Raw genomic sequence first — 15,121 nt, 5'->3', positions numbered from 1 at the left:
CGGCGCGGGGTACAACCTGCTCCCTCGCCTCCTGCCCTCGGCGTTGCGTTGCCCCCATGAGCCAGCTCGACAAGAAAGACCCGATCAGCCTCTACCCGGCACCGCCGTACCCGACGCAGGACCAGTCGCTGCCGGGGCTCGCGAGCGCGATGGACCCGAAGCCCGACCACGGCGAGCAGAGCTACGTCGGCTCTGGCCGCCTGAAGGGCTTCCGGGGCATCGTGACCGGCGCCGACTCCGGCATCGGCCGGGCGGCGGCGATCGCCCTCTCGAGAGAGGGAGCCGATCTCGTGCTCAACTACCTTCCCGACGAGCAGCCGGACGCCGAGGAGGTGCGCGACCTGCTCGAGGGCGAGGGGCGCCGCGCGATCCTGGTGCCCGGCGACATCTCGAGCGAGCAGTTCTGCCACGACCTCGTCGAGCGGGCCGTCGCCGAGCTCGGCGGCCTGGACACCCTCGTGATGGTGGCCGCACACCAGGAAGTGCATCAGGACATCCTCGAGATGACCACAGAAAGCATCGACGAGACGTTCAAGACCAACGTCTACTCGCTGTTCTGGCTGTCTCAGGCGGTCATCCCGCACCTCGAGCCGGGCTCGTCAATCGTGACGACCGGGTCGATCCAGGGCAACACGCCCTCCCCCGACAAGCTCGACTACGCCACGTCGAAGGGCGCCATCGGCACCTTCACGGCGGGGCTCGCGCAGCAGCTCGCGAAGAAGGGCATCCGCGTGAACTCGATCGCGCCCGGCCCGATCTGGACCCCGCTGCAGCCCGCCTCGAGCGACCCGGAGACGGTGTCGCATTTCGGCGAAGACTCGCCGTACGGCCGCCCGGGCCAGCCTGCCGAGCTCGGCGCGGCGTACGTCCACCTCGTGAGCCCCGAGTCGAGCTACACGAGCGGCACCACCATCACCATCGCGGGCGCGACGCCCAACTACTGAGTTCGACGAGGAGCGCAGCATGGCGACGAAAGGGCGAGGCGAGCGCGTCAGCGTGGGCGGGCACACCCTCCAGCTGACGAACCTCGACAAGGTGCTCTACCAGGCGACCGGAACCACCAAGGGCGACGTCATCGCCTACTACGCGGCCGTCGCCGAGTGGATGCTGCCCCACACCGAGGATCGCCCGGCGACCCGCAAGCGCTGGGTCAACGGTGTCGACGGCGAGGTCTTCTTCGAGAAGAATCTGCCCGACTCCGCACCCGACTGGGTCGCCAGCCACACCATCGAGCACTCCGACCACTCGAACGTCTACCCGCTCGTCAACGACCTCGCCACGCTCACCTGGCTGGGGCAGGTCGCAGCGCTCGAGATCCACGTGCCGCAGTGGCGGTTCGGGCCGCGGGGCGCCCAGCGCAACCCCGATCGCCTGGTCTTGGACCTCGATCCTGGTGAGGGTGTCGGCCTGCCCGAGTGCGTCGCCGTCGCCCAAGAGCTCAAGAAGATCGTCGATGGCATGGGCCTCGGCCTCATGCCGGTGACCAGCGGCAGCAAGGGCATCCACCTCTATGCCGCGCTCGACGGCAAGCAGAGCCCGCAGCAGGTCAGCGACATCGCCCACGAGCTCGCCAAGGCCATGGAGGCCGACCACCCCGACCTCGTGCTGTCGACGATGGGCAAGCAGGATCGCCGCGGCAAGGTGTTCTTGGACTGGTCGCAGAACAACGGCAACAAGACGACCATCGCGCCGTACTCGCTGCGCGGGCGTGAGCACCCCACCGTGGCCATGCCGCGCACGTGGCGCGAGCTGGCGTCGAGGACGCTGCGGCAGATGGAATACCCCGACGTGCTGAAGGCGCTGAAGCGCCGCGGCGACCCGCTAGCCGACCTGTCGTCGGGCACGCCCGTGCCTCCTGGCGAGCTCGATCGCGAGACGATGCACAACAGCGAGACGCCCGTCTCGGCCCGTGAGGATCGCCTCGCGAAGTACCGCTCGATGCGCGACCCCTCGAAGACCCGCGAGCCCGTCCCGGCCGAGGCGCCCGAGCCGAGCGACAACCAGACCTTCGTGATCCAAGAGCACCACGCGACCCGTCTGCACTGGGACTTCCGCCTCGAGCACGACGGCGTGCTCGTCAGCTGGGCCCTGCCGAAGGGCGAGCCGCAGGATGTCAAGCAGAACCACCTCGCTGTCCAGACCGAAGACCACCCGCTCGAATACGGCACCTTCGAGGGCACGATCGCCAAGGGCGAGTACGGCGCGGGCGAGGTCACCATCTGGGACTCCGGAACGTACGACCTCGAGAAGTGGCGCGACGGCAAAGAGGTCATCGTCGTGCTGCACGGCGAGCAGCGCGGTTCGCGGCGCATCGCGCTCATCCACACGGGGCACGGCGGCGGCGCCGGTTCGTCGACCGCCAAGCAGGAGCACAACTGGCTGATCCACCGGATGAAAGACGACGACGCCGACGACGCGGGCTCTGGAGGGAAGGCCTCGCGACCCTCCTCGAAGGGCGGGCACCAGGATCCTGCGCCCCGCCCTCAAACGAAGCGCACGACCCGCAAGCGGCCGGTCGGCGACCCCGTGCAGCCGATGCTCGCGAGCCCGGGCGACGCCGCCGCCATCGGCGACGCCAGCGACTGGGCGTACGAGATGAAGTGGGACGGCGTGCGCGCGGTCGTCACCGTGCACGACGGCGCCGTCACGCTGACGAGCCGCAATGGTCACGACATGTCCGCGTCGTACCCGGAGTTCGACGGTCTGCCCGACCGCCTCGGCGACGTCGGCGACGCTGTGCTCGACGGCGAGATCGTTGCGGTCGACCGCAACGGCCGGCCTGACTTCGGGCTGCTGCAGACCCGGATGAAGCTGACCCGCCCGCGCGACGTTGAGCGTGTGCGCGAGACGGCCCCCGTGCGGCTGCTGCTCTTCGACGTGATGTCGCTCGACGGGCAGTCGCTCGAAGACGACGACTACGACACGCGCCGCGCGGCCCTCCAGAAGGCCGTCGAGCTGAAGCCCCGCGACAAGACGATCGACGTGCCGCCCGCGTTCGAGGGCTCGCTCGCCGAGGCGATGTCGTTCTCGAAGCGGTTGAAGCTCGAGGGCGTCGTGGCCAAGCGCCGCGACAGTGGCTATTCGGCCGGCCGCCGCAGCCGCGCCTGGATCAAGCTCAAGCACCACGCGACGCAGGAGGTCGTGATCGCCGGCTGGCGCCCCGGGGCCGGGCGTCGCGCGAACGGCGTCGGCTCGCTGCTGATGGGCCTGCCGACCGACGAGGGCCTGAAGTACGTCGGCCGCGTGGGCACCGGCTTCAGCGACAAGGAGCTCGACGAGTTGCTGCCGACCTTCGGGCGCGAGGCGCGCAAGACCTCGCCACTCGTCGACGTGCCGACGGCGGACGCCCGTGACGCGCACTGGATCACGGCGTCGCGCGTCGGTGAGGTCGAGTTCGCCGAGTGGACGTCGACCGGGCGCCTCCGCCAGCCGTCGTGGCGCGGCTGGCGCCCCGACAAAGACGTCGACCAGGTCGTCCGCGAGTCAGGAGACCCCTCGCGCGCATCGTAGGGTGAGGCCATGACCGACGCCGAGACTCCCCCGGGCGCGCGGCTCGTCCTGGTCGTCGCGATCCTGGCGTCCTTCGTGTCCTTCCTCGACGGCTCGATCGTCACCGTGGCTCTGCCCGCAATCGCCCGCGACCTCGGCGGCGGCGTCACACTGCAGCAGTGGGTCGTCGACGGCTACCTGCTCACCCTCGGCTCGCTGATGCTGGTGGCGGGCTCTCTCTCGGACATATTCGGCCGCGTCAGGATCCTGCGGGTCGGCCTGATCGCGTTCGCCCTGACCTCGCTGCTGGCCGCGTTCGCCCCCGACGCGGGCCTCCTCATCGCGGCGCGCGCCCTGCAGGGCGTCGCGGGGGCCCTGCTCGTGCCGTCGAGCCTCGCGCTCATCACCGCCACGTTCACCGGGCCGGCGATGGGGCGCGCGATCGGCACGTGGACGGCGTGGACCGGCGTCGCCTTCTTGATCGGGCCGCTGACCGGCGGCGGGCTCGTCGACACGCTCGGCTGGCGGTGGGTGTTCGGGCTCGTCGTGCTGCCGGTCGTCGTGACTCTGGTGATGATGGTCAAGCTGCCCGGGGATGCTCACCGCGGTGGTGCGCCCGCCGGCTCGGCGCCAGGGGCGGACGGAAGCGCGCACATCGACGTCGTGGGCGCCGTGCTGGCCGCGGTCGGCCTCGCCGGGCCCGTCTTCGCGCTGATCGAGGGCCAACGGATCGGGTTCGGCGACCCGTTCGTGATCGCGTCGCTCGTCGTCGGCGTGGCCTGCCTCGTCGCCTTCGTGCTCTGGGAGCGCCGCGCCGCGCACCCGATGATGCCGCTGCGCCTGTTCTCGGTGCGGTCGTTCTCGGTGGGCAACCTCGCCACGATCGGAATCTACGCGGCGACGAGCCTCGGCACCCTGCTCATTCCGCTGGTGGTGCAGGAGGTGGGGCATCTGCCGGCCACGGTCTCGGGGCTGATCACCCTGCCGACGACCGTGGTGTCGCTCGTGCTGTCGCGCTTCGTCGGCGGGCTCGCGGGGCGGTTCGGCCCGCGACCGTTCATGACGGTCGGGCCGCTGATCACAGCCTCCGGCTTCGCCTGGATGCTGCTGACGCGAGACCCTCTCGACGTGTGGTGGCAGATCCTGCCCGGCGTCGTGCTCTTCGGCCTCGGCATGACGATCACGGTGACGCCGCTGACCTCGACGGTGCTGTCGCAGGTGCGCCCCGACGAGGCCGGCATCGCCTCCGCCGTCAACAATGCGATCTCGCGCGTGGCGGGGCTCGTCGCCGTGGCGTTCGTCGGCGTGATCACGGGCGGGGTACTCGACATCGGCGGTTTCCACCGAGTGCTCGTCGTGACCGCCGCGCTGCTCGTGATCAGCGGCGGCGTGTCGTTCGCCGGGCTGCGCGGGGTGCCTGCCGTCAGGGCGCCGTCGGTCAGGGCGCCGTCAAGCAGGTCACCGGAGTGAGTGAGACCGTGCGGCGGTCAGTAGGGGGTGACCGCCGCACGGCGTCCGGGTGAGGCAGAAGCGGTCAGTCGTTGCCCATCAGGCGCACGTTCTCTTCGAGCCAGCCGTCGCTGACGAACACGGTGCCGAAGAATCGGGTGTCTCCGGCCTGTTCGAGCTGGCTGGTGCTGGTCTGATTGCGAAGCGGGTCGACGTCCATGGCTTCACCTCCTGAGGCGAAGCTATTCGAGCCGGGGCGGGCGCCACGAGTCCACCTTCGGGGCGCGCTCGAACGGGGCGCACCCGTGCGGGGGCCGCACCGCGCAGCGCGGCGCCGCCTAGCGCAACGTGATAGCGAGGGTCACGGTCGGGCGGCCGAAGAGCGGGTGGGCGAACTCCTCCCCCACGGGTGTCCAGCCGCGCGACAGGTACAGGCGCATCGCCGCGGTGTTGTCGGGGAGCGCGTGCAGCACGGCCGCGGGGTGCCCGGCCGCGCGGGCGTCGCCCAGAAGGGCGTTCAGCAGCGCCGAACCCCGGCCCGAGCCCTGCGCCGCGGGTGCGACGGCCAGCAGCGAAAGGTAGGCGGCGTCGGCCGGATCCTGCGGCCTGCCTGTGCCCGGCCCCGTGACCAGGCCGAAGCCCTGCACCTCGCCGTCGTCGCCCCGCAGCACGCGCCACGAGACGATCGGCAGCTCGAACTTGCCCCGGCAGCGGTCGGCGGTGCCGTCGGACGGAGCGAAGCCGTCGCGGGCCTCGAGGGCGACGAGCCAGAGCCCGACACACGCCTCGAGGTCGGCGGGCGCGCCGCGGTCGATGCTCAGGTCGGCGGGCAAAGCATCAGGCATGCGTCCACGCTAGCGCGGACCGCCAACACCCCGGGTTTCGGCCGACATCGCCACGCCGCGGCGCTGGGACCACGGCCGAAAGCCGGGGTGTCGCCGAGCGGGGAGTGGGCGCTAGGAGGCCGCGTCGAACTCGCGCTCGAGCTCGAGCTCGGTCGCGACGGACCCTCGGCCGAGGCCCACGGCCGGCAGCACGACGCCGTCGATGATCGAGATGAGGAACTCGCGGTCGACCGGCCGCTTCTGCACGAGAGTGCGGTACGCCACCATCGACGGGCTGATCATCGACAGGGTGTCGACGTCGCAGTCGCGCGAGATCTCGCCGCGCTCGATGGCTCGCTGGAGGAACTTGCGGTTGAGGGCTGCGCGAGGCTCGATGACGGTCGCGTTGACGGCGTCGGCGAGCTCGGGATTGCGCGAGATCAGCGACAGCAGGCCGCCCATCACGCGCACCTTCTTGTCGTTGTCTTCGATGGAGTGCGGGCGGATCAGCGCGACCAGATCGCCCCGCAGGGTGCCGGTGTCGGGGATGGTCATGCCCTCGAGATCGTTGCGCTTCATGCACGCCACGGCGTCGATGACGAGCTCTTCTTTGGAGGCCCAGCGGCGGTAGAGCGTCGCCTTGCCGGCCTTGGCGCGGGTGGCGACCATCTCGATGGTCATGCCCTCGTAGCCGACCTCGGCGAGCACGTCGACGGCGCACTGCAGGATCTCGGGGTCGCGGGTGTGATCGCGCTTGCGGCCGAGTTTGGGGGCAGGTTCGACGAGCGACATTGCCACGCCTCCCTTTTCTGATCGGAACGACCCGATTCTAGCTCGGCAACTTCTGAAACTCAACAGTTCCGAAACTCGCGAGAACCGGATATGCTCGTTCTCATGTCTCAGACCTCATCTCTCTCGGGCGCCGCTGGCACCCAAGCGTCGGGCACCCCCGCCCCCGACCCGCGGCGCTGGCTCACGCTCGCCGTCGTGGCGCTCGCGCAGCTCATGGTCGTCCTCGACGCGACCGTGGTGAACATCGCCCTTCCTGCCGCGCAGAAAGACCTCGGCTTCACCAACGGCGAGCGCCAGTGGATCGTCACGGCCTACTCGCTGGCCTTCGGCAGCCTGCTGCTGCTCGGTGGGCGCATGTCCGACCTGATCGGCCGCAAGCGCGCCTTCATCATCGGCCTCATCGGCTTCGCCGCCGCCTCCGCCCTCGGTGGTGCGGCCGGCAGCTTCGGCATGCTGGTCGGCGCCCGTGCCCTGCAGGGTGCCTTCGGCGCGCTGCTCGCCCCGACCGCCCTCTCCGTCCTGACGACGACGTTCACCATCGCCAAAGAGCGCGCTCGCGCCTTCGGCGTCTTCGGCGCGATCGCCGGTGCCGGCGGTGCGATCGGCCTCCTGCTCGGCGGGTTCTTGACGCAAGATCTGTCGTGGCGCTGGAACCTCTACATCAACGTCGTCATCGCGGTCGTCGCGGTCATCGGTGCGATCGTCTTCGTCCACACCCCGGTGCGCCAGGGCGCTCGCCCGAAGCTCGACGTTCCCGGCACCATCCTGGTGTCCGCCGCCCTCTTCTCGCTGGTCTACGGCTTCTCGAACGCCGAGACCGACGGCTGGAACAGCCCGCTCACGTGGGGCTTCCTCGCCGCGGCCGGCGTGCTGATCGTCGTCTTCGTGCTCTGGCAGCGTCGCGCCAGCCACCCGCTGCTGCCACTGCACATCGTGCTCGACCGCAACCGCGGCGCGGCGTACAGCTCGGTGACGATCGCCGGTGCCGGCATGTTCGGCATCTTCCTCTTCCTCACGTACTACCTCGAAGAGATCCTGCGCTTCGACCCGATCAAGACCGGTGTCTCGTTCCTGCCGATGATCGCGATGCTGGTGCTCGCGGCGCAGCTGTCGACGAACATCTTCGTGCCGCGCTTCGGGCCGAAGATCATGGTGCCGTTCGGCATGATCCTGGCCACGATCGGCATGTTCCTGCTCACCCGCCTCGGCGTCGACAGCCACTACGCCGGCAACATCCTGCCCGCGCTGCTCGTGATGGGCTTCGGCATGGGCTCGATCATGCCCGCGTCGATCCAGACGGCCACGCTCGGCGTCGACCGCGAGCACGCCGGTGTCGCCAGCGCCATGGTCAACACCAGCCAGCAGGTCGGCGGCTCGATCGGCACGGCGCTGCTCAACACGATCGCCGCCACGGCGGTCACGAGCTACCTCGCCGCCCACAAGCCGACCGGCACCAGCGCCGCGGCCATCGCGCAGCTGACGGCGAACGCGGCCGTGCACAGCTACACCACGGCGTACTGGTACGGCGCGGCGTTCTTCGCCTTCGGCGCGATCCTGTCGGCTCTGCTCTTCCGCCGTCGCGGTCACGGCGGGTCGCACACCGCGGCTCCCGGCGAGATCCAGCACGCGCACTCGGCCAAGACCCCTGTCGAGCCCGCCGAGCCGGTCATCGCGCACTAGCGGCACGAGTGCCACGAGTGCTCTGAGCAGAACCACCGCCCCAGCCTCACCTTGTCGGCCCAGCCGCCCCGCCCGTGCGGGAAGGCCCCGCCGACAAGGTGAAGCTGGGGTGTTTCTACGCCCCGACGGGCTCGTAGATCTCGCTCATCACCCGATCGGCGAGGCCGAGGCCGGTGGTCATGCCGATGCCGGTCGTGACCGAGACGACGTGCACGCCCTCGATCGGCTCGTCGATCAAGAAATCTTGCGGGGCGGTGGCATAGACGCCCTGCCAGCGCTCGACGACGCGGATCGCGCCGCGCGGCACCCCGAAGAACACCGCCGCCTCGGCGAGCATCTCGTCGAACGCGTTCTCCTGCTGGAAGGGCGTGACCACGTCGTCCTTGTAGTGCGTGTCCCCGACAATGACCGTGCCGTCGGGCAGCTGCGTGTACATCTGGTTGAGGTCGAGTGCGGCGAGCCCCGGATGCGAGGCGTGCAACCGGTCGCGCACGCCGGCGAGCGACGGCGCCGTCGCGAACCCCGAGTAGCGCAGCATCGACCACCCGGTCAGCACCGGCCCGGCCAGGGGCGCGCGGAGGCCGTCGATCGCGACGCGGGTCATGTCGAGCCCACAGCGCCGCACCTCGTAGTCGGCACCGAGGTCGGGGAAGAGCTGGTCGACGTCGTAATTGACGGCCACGACGATCCGGTCGGCGCCGATGCGGCCGCGCGTGGTGTGCAGGCGGCCTTCGCGGATGGTGCGGACGGCAGTGGAGAACTGGAACTCGACGCCGCGCGACCGGAGGTACTCCGTGACCTGGAAGAGGGCCTCGCGGGGGTTCACCTGCAGGTCGTCGAGGAGGTGGGCACCGCCGACCACGTGCGCCGGGTCGGCTCCTGAGGCGGCCGCGGTCTCGGCCGCGTCGAGGACGCGGGCCTGCAGCGGGCGGCGAGCGGCGAACTCGCCGAGCGCGGCCAGCTCGTCGTCGGCGCGGGCCACGACGTAGCCGCCCTCGCGCAGCCAGAGGCCGGCCTCGTCGCGCAGCCGCAACCAGAGCTGGCGCGAGCGGTCGGCGTGCACCTGGGCTGCGCCCGACTGCACCGAGATGCAGGCGTGCCCGAAGTTGCGGATCGACGAGCCGATCTGACGGCTGCCCCGGTCGATGACCACGACACTCAGCCCGCGATCGACGGCTGCGAGGGCGTGCCCCAGCCCGACGATCCCTGCCCCGACGATCGCCACGTCGACGATCTGGTCCACCTTCTTTGCCATCCGGCCACCGTAGGGGCGCCAGGCGAACGGGTGGTGAACGCCGCGGGCGGTGAACGCCGCGGCCGAGGCGCCCAGCAGCGACTTATAGGCTCGGGGGATGCCGCTGACCCCGCCCTCCTCGTCGTCGACCCCCAGCATCCTGCCGGCCTTCGTGCAGCGGCTCGACCGCCGGGTGGGGCGCAGGATCAACGCGTGGCCGGCCACGCCCCACATCGACACGGTGCTGCTGCGCCTGTCGACCGCCGCGAACAACGGCGTGCTCTGGTATTCGGTGGCCGCCGGGCTGGCTCTGACCGGGCCGCGCGGGCGCCGGGCCGCCGCACGGGGCCTCGTCTCGCTGGGCCTGTCGAGCGCCTTCGCCAATCTCGTCGCCAAGCCGGTGTTCGGCGGCGCCCGCCCACTCGCCGAAGACGTGCCCGTGGCGCGGCAGCTCGCGAAATTCCCGGCCTCGGCGTCGTTCCCGTCGGGTCACACGGCGAGCGCTGTCGCCTTCGCGACTGGCGCCGGGCTCGAGAGCCCGCTGGCCGCTGCGGTCGCGCTCCCCCTCGCCGCGGGTGTCGCCTACTCGCGCCTGCACGTCGGCGCGCACTGGCTCTCGGATGTGGCGGGCGGCGCGATCATCGGCGCCGGCATGGGCCTCGCGAGCGCCGGCGTGCTGCGGCTGATCCCGGGGCTGCGCCGGCCCCGCCGCTGACTCGCGGCGCGCCGCGCGCGACGCACCTCGCGTCTCGCACCTCGCGCCTCGCGGCGCGCCTGGCAGACTGGGCCGGTGCCTCACTACCTCGAAGACCTCGAAGCCGGCCAGACGTTCGTCACCCCCGGCCGCACCATCACCGAAGCCGATGTCATGTCGTTCGCGGCGTGGACGAACGACAACAACCAAGTGCACACCGACGTCGAGTTCGCGTCGCAGACGCGCTACGGCCAGCGCATCGTGCACGGCATGCTCGGTGCGTCGCTCTGCCTCGGCCTCATCGCCCGCACCGGCGTCTTCGAAGGCTCGGCGGTCGCGCTGCTCGGCATCGACGCATGGCGCTTTCCGCTGCCGACCTTCATCGGCGACACCGTGACCTGCACCGTCCGGATCCTGTCGACCCGGCTCACTTCACAGGGCACGACCGGCATCGTCGAGCGCGAGGTGACGCTGCGCAATCAGCGCGGCGAGATCGTGCAGCAGGGGCGCATGGACCTCATGGTGCTGACGAAGGCCGCGGCGCTGGCCTGAGCCGGTGGCCCGAGCCCATGGCCCGGGCCCGTGCCCCGAGGCGCCGCCGATCGGGAAGCACGGCAGGATCCGACGGGTTGACCACAGCGCACGAGCTCCCGTGCGCATTCGAAGGGAACCCCATGTCCATCATCGTCACCGCCGCCACCGGCCAGCTCGGCTCGCTCGTCGTCGAGAAGCTGCTCGAGCGCGGCGCCGCCCCCGAGACCGTCACAGCCACCGCCCGCGACGAGTCGCGATTGAAGGTGTTCGCCGACCGCGGTGTGAAGACAGCCACTCTCGACTACACGAAGCCGGACACGATCGCCAGCGCGATCCACCCGGGCGACGTCGTGATCCTGATCTCGGGCGATGCCGTCGGCCAGCGCGTGCCGCAGCACCAGGCCGTCATCGACGCCGCTGCCGCCGCCGGCGCCGCGCGCATCGTCTACACCAGCGCCCCGGCCGCGACCGACACGACGTTGATCCTCGCGCCCGAGCACAAGGCCACCGAAGAGCTCATCGCAGCCTCCGGGGTGCCGAGTGTGATCCTCCGCAACGGCTGGTACACCGAGAACTACGTGGCCGCCCTCGAGTCGGGCCGCGACCGCGGCGAGATCGTCGAGAGCGTCGGCGACGGCCGCGTGGCGAGCGCCAGCCGGGTCGACTACGCCGAGGCCGCGGCGGTGGCCGCCCTCGACGAGTCGCTCGCCGGGCAGGTGCTCGAGCTGTCGGGCGACTACGCCTGGAACTTCGACGAGCTCGCGGCCACAGTGGCCGGCATCGTCGGCAAGCGCGTCGTGTACCGGTCGGTGACGCCCGACGAGCACCTCGAGATCCTGAAGTCGGCGGGCCTCGACGAGGGCACAGCAGGCTTCCTCGTCGCGCTCGACGGCAACATCCGCGAGGGTCTGCTCGCCGTGACGACGGGCGACCTCGCGCGCATCATCGGCCGCCCGACGACGCCGCTGGCCGAGGGGCTTGCGGCTGCCGTCGCGTAACGGAGTCCCCGCCGGGGCCGGGCGCGCTACGCGCTGAGCGGCAGAGCGGTGATGGCGCGGATCTCGTCGAAGCGGGCCGTAGCGGCGTCCGGGTCGATGCGGCCCTCTTCGACGGCGCTCATCACGCGCAGCAGTTCGATACGGCGCTCGGCGCGCTCGCGGAGGGTCGAGACGGTGTCGTGGTCGATGGCCTCGGAAGCGGCCAGACGAGCGATGACGGCGTTCCTGGTCCAACGGTTGGTGACGGTGCTCATGTCGTGCCCCTTTCGTGCGAATCGTTACCTTTCCGCAACAGTAGGCATGTCTGGTGCACCGGCGCTCACCCCCGAACGGGTATTCGTGTGAACATCGTGTAACACGCTGGGATCCGCATGAATACGCGGATCTTCCGCTGACCCTCTGCCGGGGGTAGCGTGCACTCATCGACAAGGGAGACGACGATGCCTCGCTACTTCATCGGGATGTACCAGCCGCAGGGCGTAGTGCCCGGCCCTGAGATCCTGGAGCCGGTCATGCGACAGATGGGCGCCCTCATGAGCGAGCTCGACGGCGCCGGGCAACTCGTCTTCTCGAACGGCTTCGACCAGTCGACGCCACCCACGGTGGTCACGTCCGACGGAACCGCCATCGGCATGACGCCTGGCGCCTACCTCGCGTCCGAAGAGCAGCTGGGCGGCTTCACCGTCGCCGACCTGCCCGACGAGGCAAGTGCGCACGCGATCGCGACCCGGATGGCCGAGATCACCCGACTGCCGATCGAGGTCCGGCTGTTCGCCGAGCGGTCGTGACCGGTGACCGCCGCAGCGCTCGTCGTGGTCGACGCCCAGCGCAACATGCTCGAGGGCCCCGACGCCCTGCCGAACGCCGAGATCATGATCACGAGGCTGCGCTCGGCGATCGACGGTGCCCGGCATGACGGCCGCCTGATCGTCTTCGTGCAGAACGACGGCGACCCCGGCGACGTCGACGAGCCGCTCACCGTGGGCTGGGAGCTGTTCTTCGACCCGCGGCCGGACGACTGGATCGTGACGAAGCAGACGTTCGACGTCTTCGAGTCGAACCCCGCGCTCGCCGCCGAACTCGCCGCGACCGGCGTCGAGCGGCTCGTGTTCGTGGGCATGCAGTCGGAATACTGCCTGCAGGAGTCCTGCCTCGGCGCGGCCGACGCCGGCTTCGACGTGCAGGTGCCGTCGGCGCTGCACGCGACCTATGACGACGGTCGCCGGGCGGCCGAGATCGCGGCCGACGTCGAGCTGGTGCTGACGGCCGCGGGCGTCACGATCACGTGAGGCGCTGGGCTGTGAAGGGGCAGCGCCCTGAGGCGGTCAGGATCCTGACGGCGCAGGATCCCGACGCCCCGTTTGTCGGCGACGAGTCGCGCTAGCGACGCCCCGTCAGCGCCCCGCCGGCCGAGCGGTCCAGGCGCGCGGCCGGCACGAGCGACACGAGCAGGATGAGGGCAAGCACGGCGAACGCGAAGTCATAGCCGAAGGTGACCGACGCGTGGTGAGCCGACGCCACCGCGAGGCCGGCGGAGATCGCGACGGCGCCGAGCGCGATGCCCGAGCCGATGGCGATCTGCTGCACGGTCGAGTCGAGCACGTTCGCGCCGGTCATGCTGGGGGCGTCGATGTCGGCGTAGGTGATCGTGTTGTACGCCGTGAAGCCGGTCGAGCGCGCGGCGCCTGAGATGATCAGCACGACGACCATCAGCACGAAGGGCGTGTCGGCGCGGAAGAACCCCATGCCGACGAGGCAGGCGACCCCGACGAGGTGCGCCGTGACGAGCAGCCGCTTGAAGCCGAACGTCTTGAGCATCCACGTGGTGGCCGGCTTGACGCCGAGGTTGCCCGCGAAGAGGAAGAGCACGGCACTGCCGGCCTGCACCGGGGTCCAGCCGAAGGCGCGCTGGTAGAGCAGCGGCAGGACGAACGGGATGGCGCTGATCACGAACCGGTAGACCGAACCGCCGCCGAGGGCCACCCCGTAGGTGTGGACACGCAGCAGGCGCAGATCGACGAAAGGCTTCGATGTCGTCAGGAGGTGCCGTACGGCGAGCACGACCAGCACGATGCCGACGACGCCCGAGACGATCGCCTGCATCACGTCGATCGGCGTGATGGTCAGCAGCGTCGTCGCCCACACCAGCGCGGCGATGCCCGCGGAGGTCAGCGAGAGGCCGAGCCAGTCGGGCGGAGTGGGCCGGAACGCGGGTTGCCCCGTGGCCGCTGCCGCCTCGGCCACGGCCGCGGGCCCGGGCACGATGCGCATGGCGGCGATGAACCCGATCAGGCCGAGGGGCAGGTTGACCAGGAAGATCCAGTGCCACGAGAGGTAGGTGGTCAGCAGGCCGCCGACGAAGGGCGCCAGGATCGGGGCGACCAGCGCCGGCCAGGTGAGCACGGCAACCGCACGGATCAGGTTCTCTTTCGATGTGGCCCGCAGCACCGTCATCCGGCCGACGGGCACCATCATGGCGCCCCCGATGCCCTGCACGATGCGCGCGATCACGAGCACCGACAGCGACGGGCTGAGCGCACACGCGAGCGACGAGAGCGTGAACAGCGCGATGGCGACGAGCAGGATGCGACGGCTGCCGAACCGATCGGCCAGCCAGCCGCTCACCGGGATCAGGATCGCCACCGTCATCACGTACGCCGTGATGGCCACTCCCACGCTGGCTGCGTCGACGCCGAGGTCGCGGGCGATGCTCGGCACCGCGGTCGTCACGATCGTGGAGTCGAGGTTCTCCATGAAGAAGCACCCGGCCACGAGAAGGGCCAGTGCTTGCGAGCGGATGCCCGCCGCAGCGCGGAAGGAGGGCTGCGTCGTCATCCCCTCCAGTATGGCCCGCTGCCTGCCCCCGCCGCGCCCGGCCCGCCCCGGGATGCGGCTCCGGCTCCGGCTCCGGCTCCGGCTCCGGGGCACGGGTAGTGGTCACGGGGCACGGGTCGTGGTCCCGGGGCAGGGGTATTGCTTTTCGGCTTGTACAGGTTCGCCTGAATTCAGCGCCCTGCCGCGTACTCGCGCACGCGCCCCTGAATTCAGGCAGACCTGTAAGTCAGAAAAAGGGATACCCCTTCCCGGGCCCAGTGTCGATCGGGCCGCGCTCGGCCGCGCCTTGGCCGGCAGTTCGGCGCGAGGCCGCGCATCTGCGCGGGCACCCAGCAATGCCGAGGCCCGCCAATCCCTCGGTTTCGTTCGCACCGCGGCGCGCCCGGCAGTTCGGCGCGAGGCCGCGCATCTGCGCGGGCACCCAGCAATCCCGAGGCCCGGCAGGTTGCGCCGCGGCCTGGCCGGTGCGCCGATGCCTGGCCGGCTGTGGGTCGCGTGGCCACCAGCGTCCGCGGACACAGTGCCGTCCGGGGCTCGGGAGCGCTCGCGGAGACAAGCAGGGACGCGTGGTGGCTCCGACAGGGGTACCGGC

15 protein-coding genes are annotated in these 15,121 nt (G+C 70.7%); 9 read left to right on the top strand and 6 right to left on the bottom strand.

The annotated features are described in order from the left end of the window. The first annotated feature begins 56 nt into the window (after nt 1-56). The 3 genes from AX769_RS10445 to AX769_RS10435 are packed head-to-tail and all read left to right on the top strand — an operon-like array spanning nt 57 to nt 4,959. Nucleotides 57-944, top strand: coding sequence for an SDR family oxidoreductase (locus AX769_RS10445; protein WP_066278942.1), 888 nt, complete (start codon nt 57-59; stop codon nt 942-944). Nucleotides 945-963: 19 nt separating this feature from the next. Beyond that, a complete protein-coding gene (locus tag AX769_RS10440; RefSeq protein WP_066278940.1) occupies nt 964-3,510 on the top strand; it encodes an ATP-dependent DNA ligase in 2,547 nt (848 codons plus the stop codon). 9 nt (nt 3,511-3,519) lie between these two features. Continuing rightward, nucleotides 3,520-4,959: an MFS transporter gene (locus tag AX769_RS10435; protein WP_066278938.1), complete on the top strand. Its 1,440-nt coding sequence runs from the start codon at nt 3,520-3,522 to the stop codon at nt 4,957-4,959. A 64-nt stretch (nt 4,960-5,023) separates the two neighbouring features. Here AX769_RS10435 and AX769_RS25705 read toward each other — a convergent pair whose 3' ends face one another. The 3 genes from AX769_RS25705 to AX769_RS10425 form a co-directional block, all read right to left on the bottom strand. After that, nucleotides 5,024-5,158: a hypothetical protein gene (locus AX769_RS25705; protein WP_255359432.1), complete on the bottom strand. Its 135-nt coding sequence runs from the start codon at nt 5,156-5,158 to the stop codon at nt 5,024-5,026. A gap of 118 nt (nt 5,159-5,276) precedes the next feature. Continuing rightward, nucleotides 5,277-5,783: an N-acetyltransferase gene (locus AX769_RS10430; RefSeq protein ID WP_082763710.1), complete on the bottom strand. Its 507-nt coding sequence runs from the start codon at nt 5,781-5,783 to the stop codon at nt 5,277-5,279. A 111-nt stretch (nt 5,784-5,894) separates the two neighbouring features. Continuing rightward, nucleotides 5,895-6,554, bottom strand: coding sequence for a TetR/AcrR family transcriptional regulator (locus AX769_RS10425; RefSeq protein ID WP_066278932.1), 660 nt, complete (start codon nt 6,552-6,554; stop codon nt 5,895-5,897). Between the two features lie 102 nt (nt 6,555-6,656). Between AX769_RS10425 and AX769_RS10420 the strand changes: the two genes are divergently transcribed. Next, nucleotides 6,657-8,234, top strand: coding sequence for an MFS transporter (locus tag AX769_RS10420; RefSeq protein ID WP_239452006.1), 1,578 nt, complete (start codon nt 6,657-6,659; stop codon nt 8,232-8,234). 115 nt (nt 8,235-8,349) lie between these two features. Here AX769_RS10420 and AX769_RS10415 read toward each other — a convergent pair whose 3' ends face one another. Next, the gene (locus AX769_RS10415) at nt 8,350-9,627 is read right to left on the bottom strand and encodes a TIGR03364 family FAD-dependent oxidoreductase (protein WP_239452005.1); all 1,278 of its coding nucleotides are present in this window, start codon (nt 9,625-9,627) and stop codon (nt 8,350-8,352) included. Here AX769_RS10415 and AX769_RS10410 point away from each other — a divergent pair. The 3 genes from AX769_RS10410 (at nt 9,587) to AX769_RS10400 (ending at nt 11,694) form a co-directional block, all read left to right on the top strand. Further along, nucleotides 9,587-10,183: a phosphatase PAP2 family protein gene (locus AX769_RS10410; RefSeq protein WP_082763707.1), complete on the top strand. Its 597-nt coding sequence runs from the start codon at nt 9,587-9,589 to the stop codon at nt 10,181-10,183. The genes AX769_RS10415 and AX769_RS10410 overlap by 41 nt on opposite strands. A 75-nt stretch (nt 10,184-10,258) precedes the next feature. Continuing rightward, nucleotides 10,259-10,714, top strand: coding sequence for a MaoC/PaaZ C-terminal domain-containing protein (locus AX769_RS10405; RefSeq protein ID WP_066278923.1), 456 nt, complete (start codon nt 10,259-10,261; stop codon nt 10,712-10,714). 122 nt (nt 10,715-10,836) lie between these two features. Further along, the gene (locus tag AX769_RS10400) at nt 10,837-11,694 is read left to right on the top strand and encodes an NAD(P)H-binding protein (protein ID WP_066278921.1); all 858 of its coding nucleotides are present in this window, start codon (nt 10,837-10,839) and stop codon (nt 11,692-11,694) included. A gap of 26 nt (nt 11,695-11,720) precedes the next feature. Here the strand turns inward: AX769_RS10400 and AX769_RS10395 are convergent, their stop codons facing one another. Continuing rightward, on the bottom strand, nt 11,721-11,948 hold the full coding sequence (locus AX769_RS10395; protein WP_066278919.1) for a hypothetical protein: 228 nt from the start codon (nt 11,946-11,948) through the stop codon (nt 11,721-11,723). A gap of 186 nt (nt 11,949-12,134) precedes the next feature. Between AX769_RS10395 and AX769_RS10390 the strand changes: the two genes are divergently transcribed. Both AX769_RS10390 and AX769_RS10385 read left to right on the top strand, forming a co-directional pair. After that, a complete protein-coding gene (locus AX769_RS10390; protein WP_066278916.1) occupies nt 12,135-12,482 on the top strand; it encodes a YciI family protein in 348 nt (115 codons plus the stop codon). A gap of 3 nt (nt 12,483-12,485) precedes the next feature. After that, on the top strand, nt 12,486-12,983 hold the full coding sequence (locus AX769_RS10385; protein ID WP_082763706.1) for an isochorismatase family protein: 498 nt from the start codon (nt 12,486-12,488) through the stop codon (nt 12,981-12,983). A 91-nt stretch (nt 12,984-13,074) separates the two neighbouring features. Here the strand turns inward: AX769_RS10385 and AX769_RS10380 are convergent, their stop codons facing one another. Then, nucleotides 13,075-14,529, bottom strand: a complete 1,455-nt coding sequence (locus AX769_RS10380; protein WP_066278915.1) for an MFS transporter — start codon at nt 14,527-14,529, stop codon at nt 13,075-13,077. Between the last annotated feature and the right edge of the window lie 592 nt (nt 14,530-15,121).

Source organism: Frondihabitans sp. PAMC 28766 (assembly GCF_001577365.1).
Lineage (GTDB): Bacteria > Actinomycetota > Actinomycetes > Actinomycetales > Microbacteriaceae > Frondihabitans.
This window is presented reverse-complemented; position numbering and strand designations above follow the sequence as displayed.

Excerpts from the sequence above, each read along its gene's own strand:
- AX769_RS10445 (WP_066278942.1), top strand. The coding sequence starts at position 57 with ATGAGCCAGCTCGACAAGAAAGACCCGATCAGCCTCTACCCGGCACCG.
- AX769_RS10440 (WP_066278940.1), top strand. The coding sequence starts at position 964 with ATGGCGACGAAAGGGCGAGGCGAGCGCGTCAGCGTGGGCGGGCACACC.
- AX769_RS10435 (WP_066278938.1), top strand. The coding sequence starts at position 3,520 with ATGACCGACGCCGAGACTCCCCCGGGCGCGCGGCTCGTCCTGGTCGTC.
- AX769_RS25705 (WP_255359432.1), bottom strand. The coding sequence starts at position 5,158 with ATGGACGTCGACCCGCTTCGCAATCAGACCAGCACCAGCCAGCTCGAA.
- AX769_RS10430 (WP_082763710.1), bottom strand. The coding sequence starts at position 5,783 with ATGCCTGATGCTTTGCCCGCCGACCTGAGCATCGACCGCGGCGCGCCC.
- AX769_RS10425 (WP_066278932.1), bottom strand. The coding sequence starts at position 6,554 with ATGTCGCTCGTCGAACCTGCCCCCAAACTCGGCCGCAAGCGCGATCAC.
- AX769_RS10420 (WP_239452006.1), top strand. The coding sequence starts at position 6,657 with ATGTCTCAGACCTCATCTCTCTCGGGCGCCGCTGGCACCCAAGCGTCG.
- AX769_RS10410 (WP_082763707.1), top strand. The coding sequence starts at position 9,587 with ATGCCGCTGACCCCGCCCTCCTCGTCGTCGACCCCCAGCATCCTGCCG.
- AX769_RS10415 (WP_239452005.1), bottom strand. The coding sequence starts at position 9,627 with ATGCTGGGGGTCGACGACGAGGAGGGCGGGGTCAGCGGCATCCCCCGA.
- AX769_RS10400 (WP_066278921.1), top strand. The coding sequence starts at position 10,837 with ATGTCCATCATCGTCACCGCCGCCACCGGCCAGCTCGGCTCGCTCGTC.
- AX769_RS10395 (WP_066278919.1), bottom strand. The coding sequence starts at position 11,948 with ATGAGCACCGTCACCAACCGTTGGACCAGGAACGCCGTCATCGCTCGT.
- AX769_RS10390 (WP_066278916.1), top strand. The coding sequence starts at position 12,135 with ATGCCTCGCTACTTCATCGGGATGTACCAGCCGCAGGGCGTAGTGCCC.
- AX769_RS10380 (WP_066278915.1), bottom strand. The coding sequence starts at position 14,529 with ATGACGACGCAGCCCTCCTTCCGCGCTGCGGCGGGCATCCGCTCGCAA.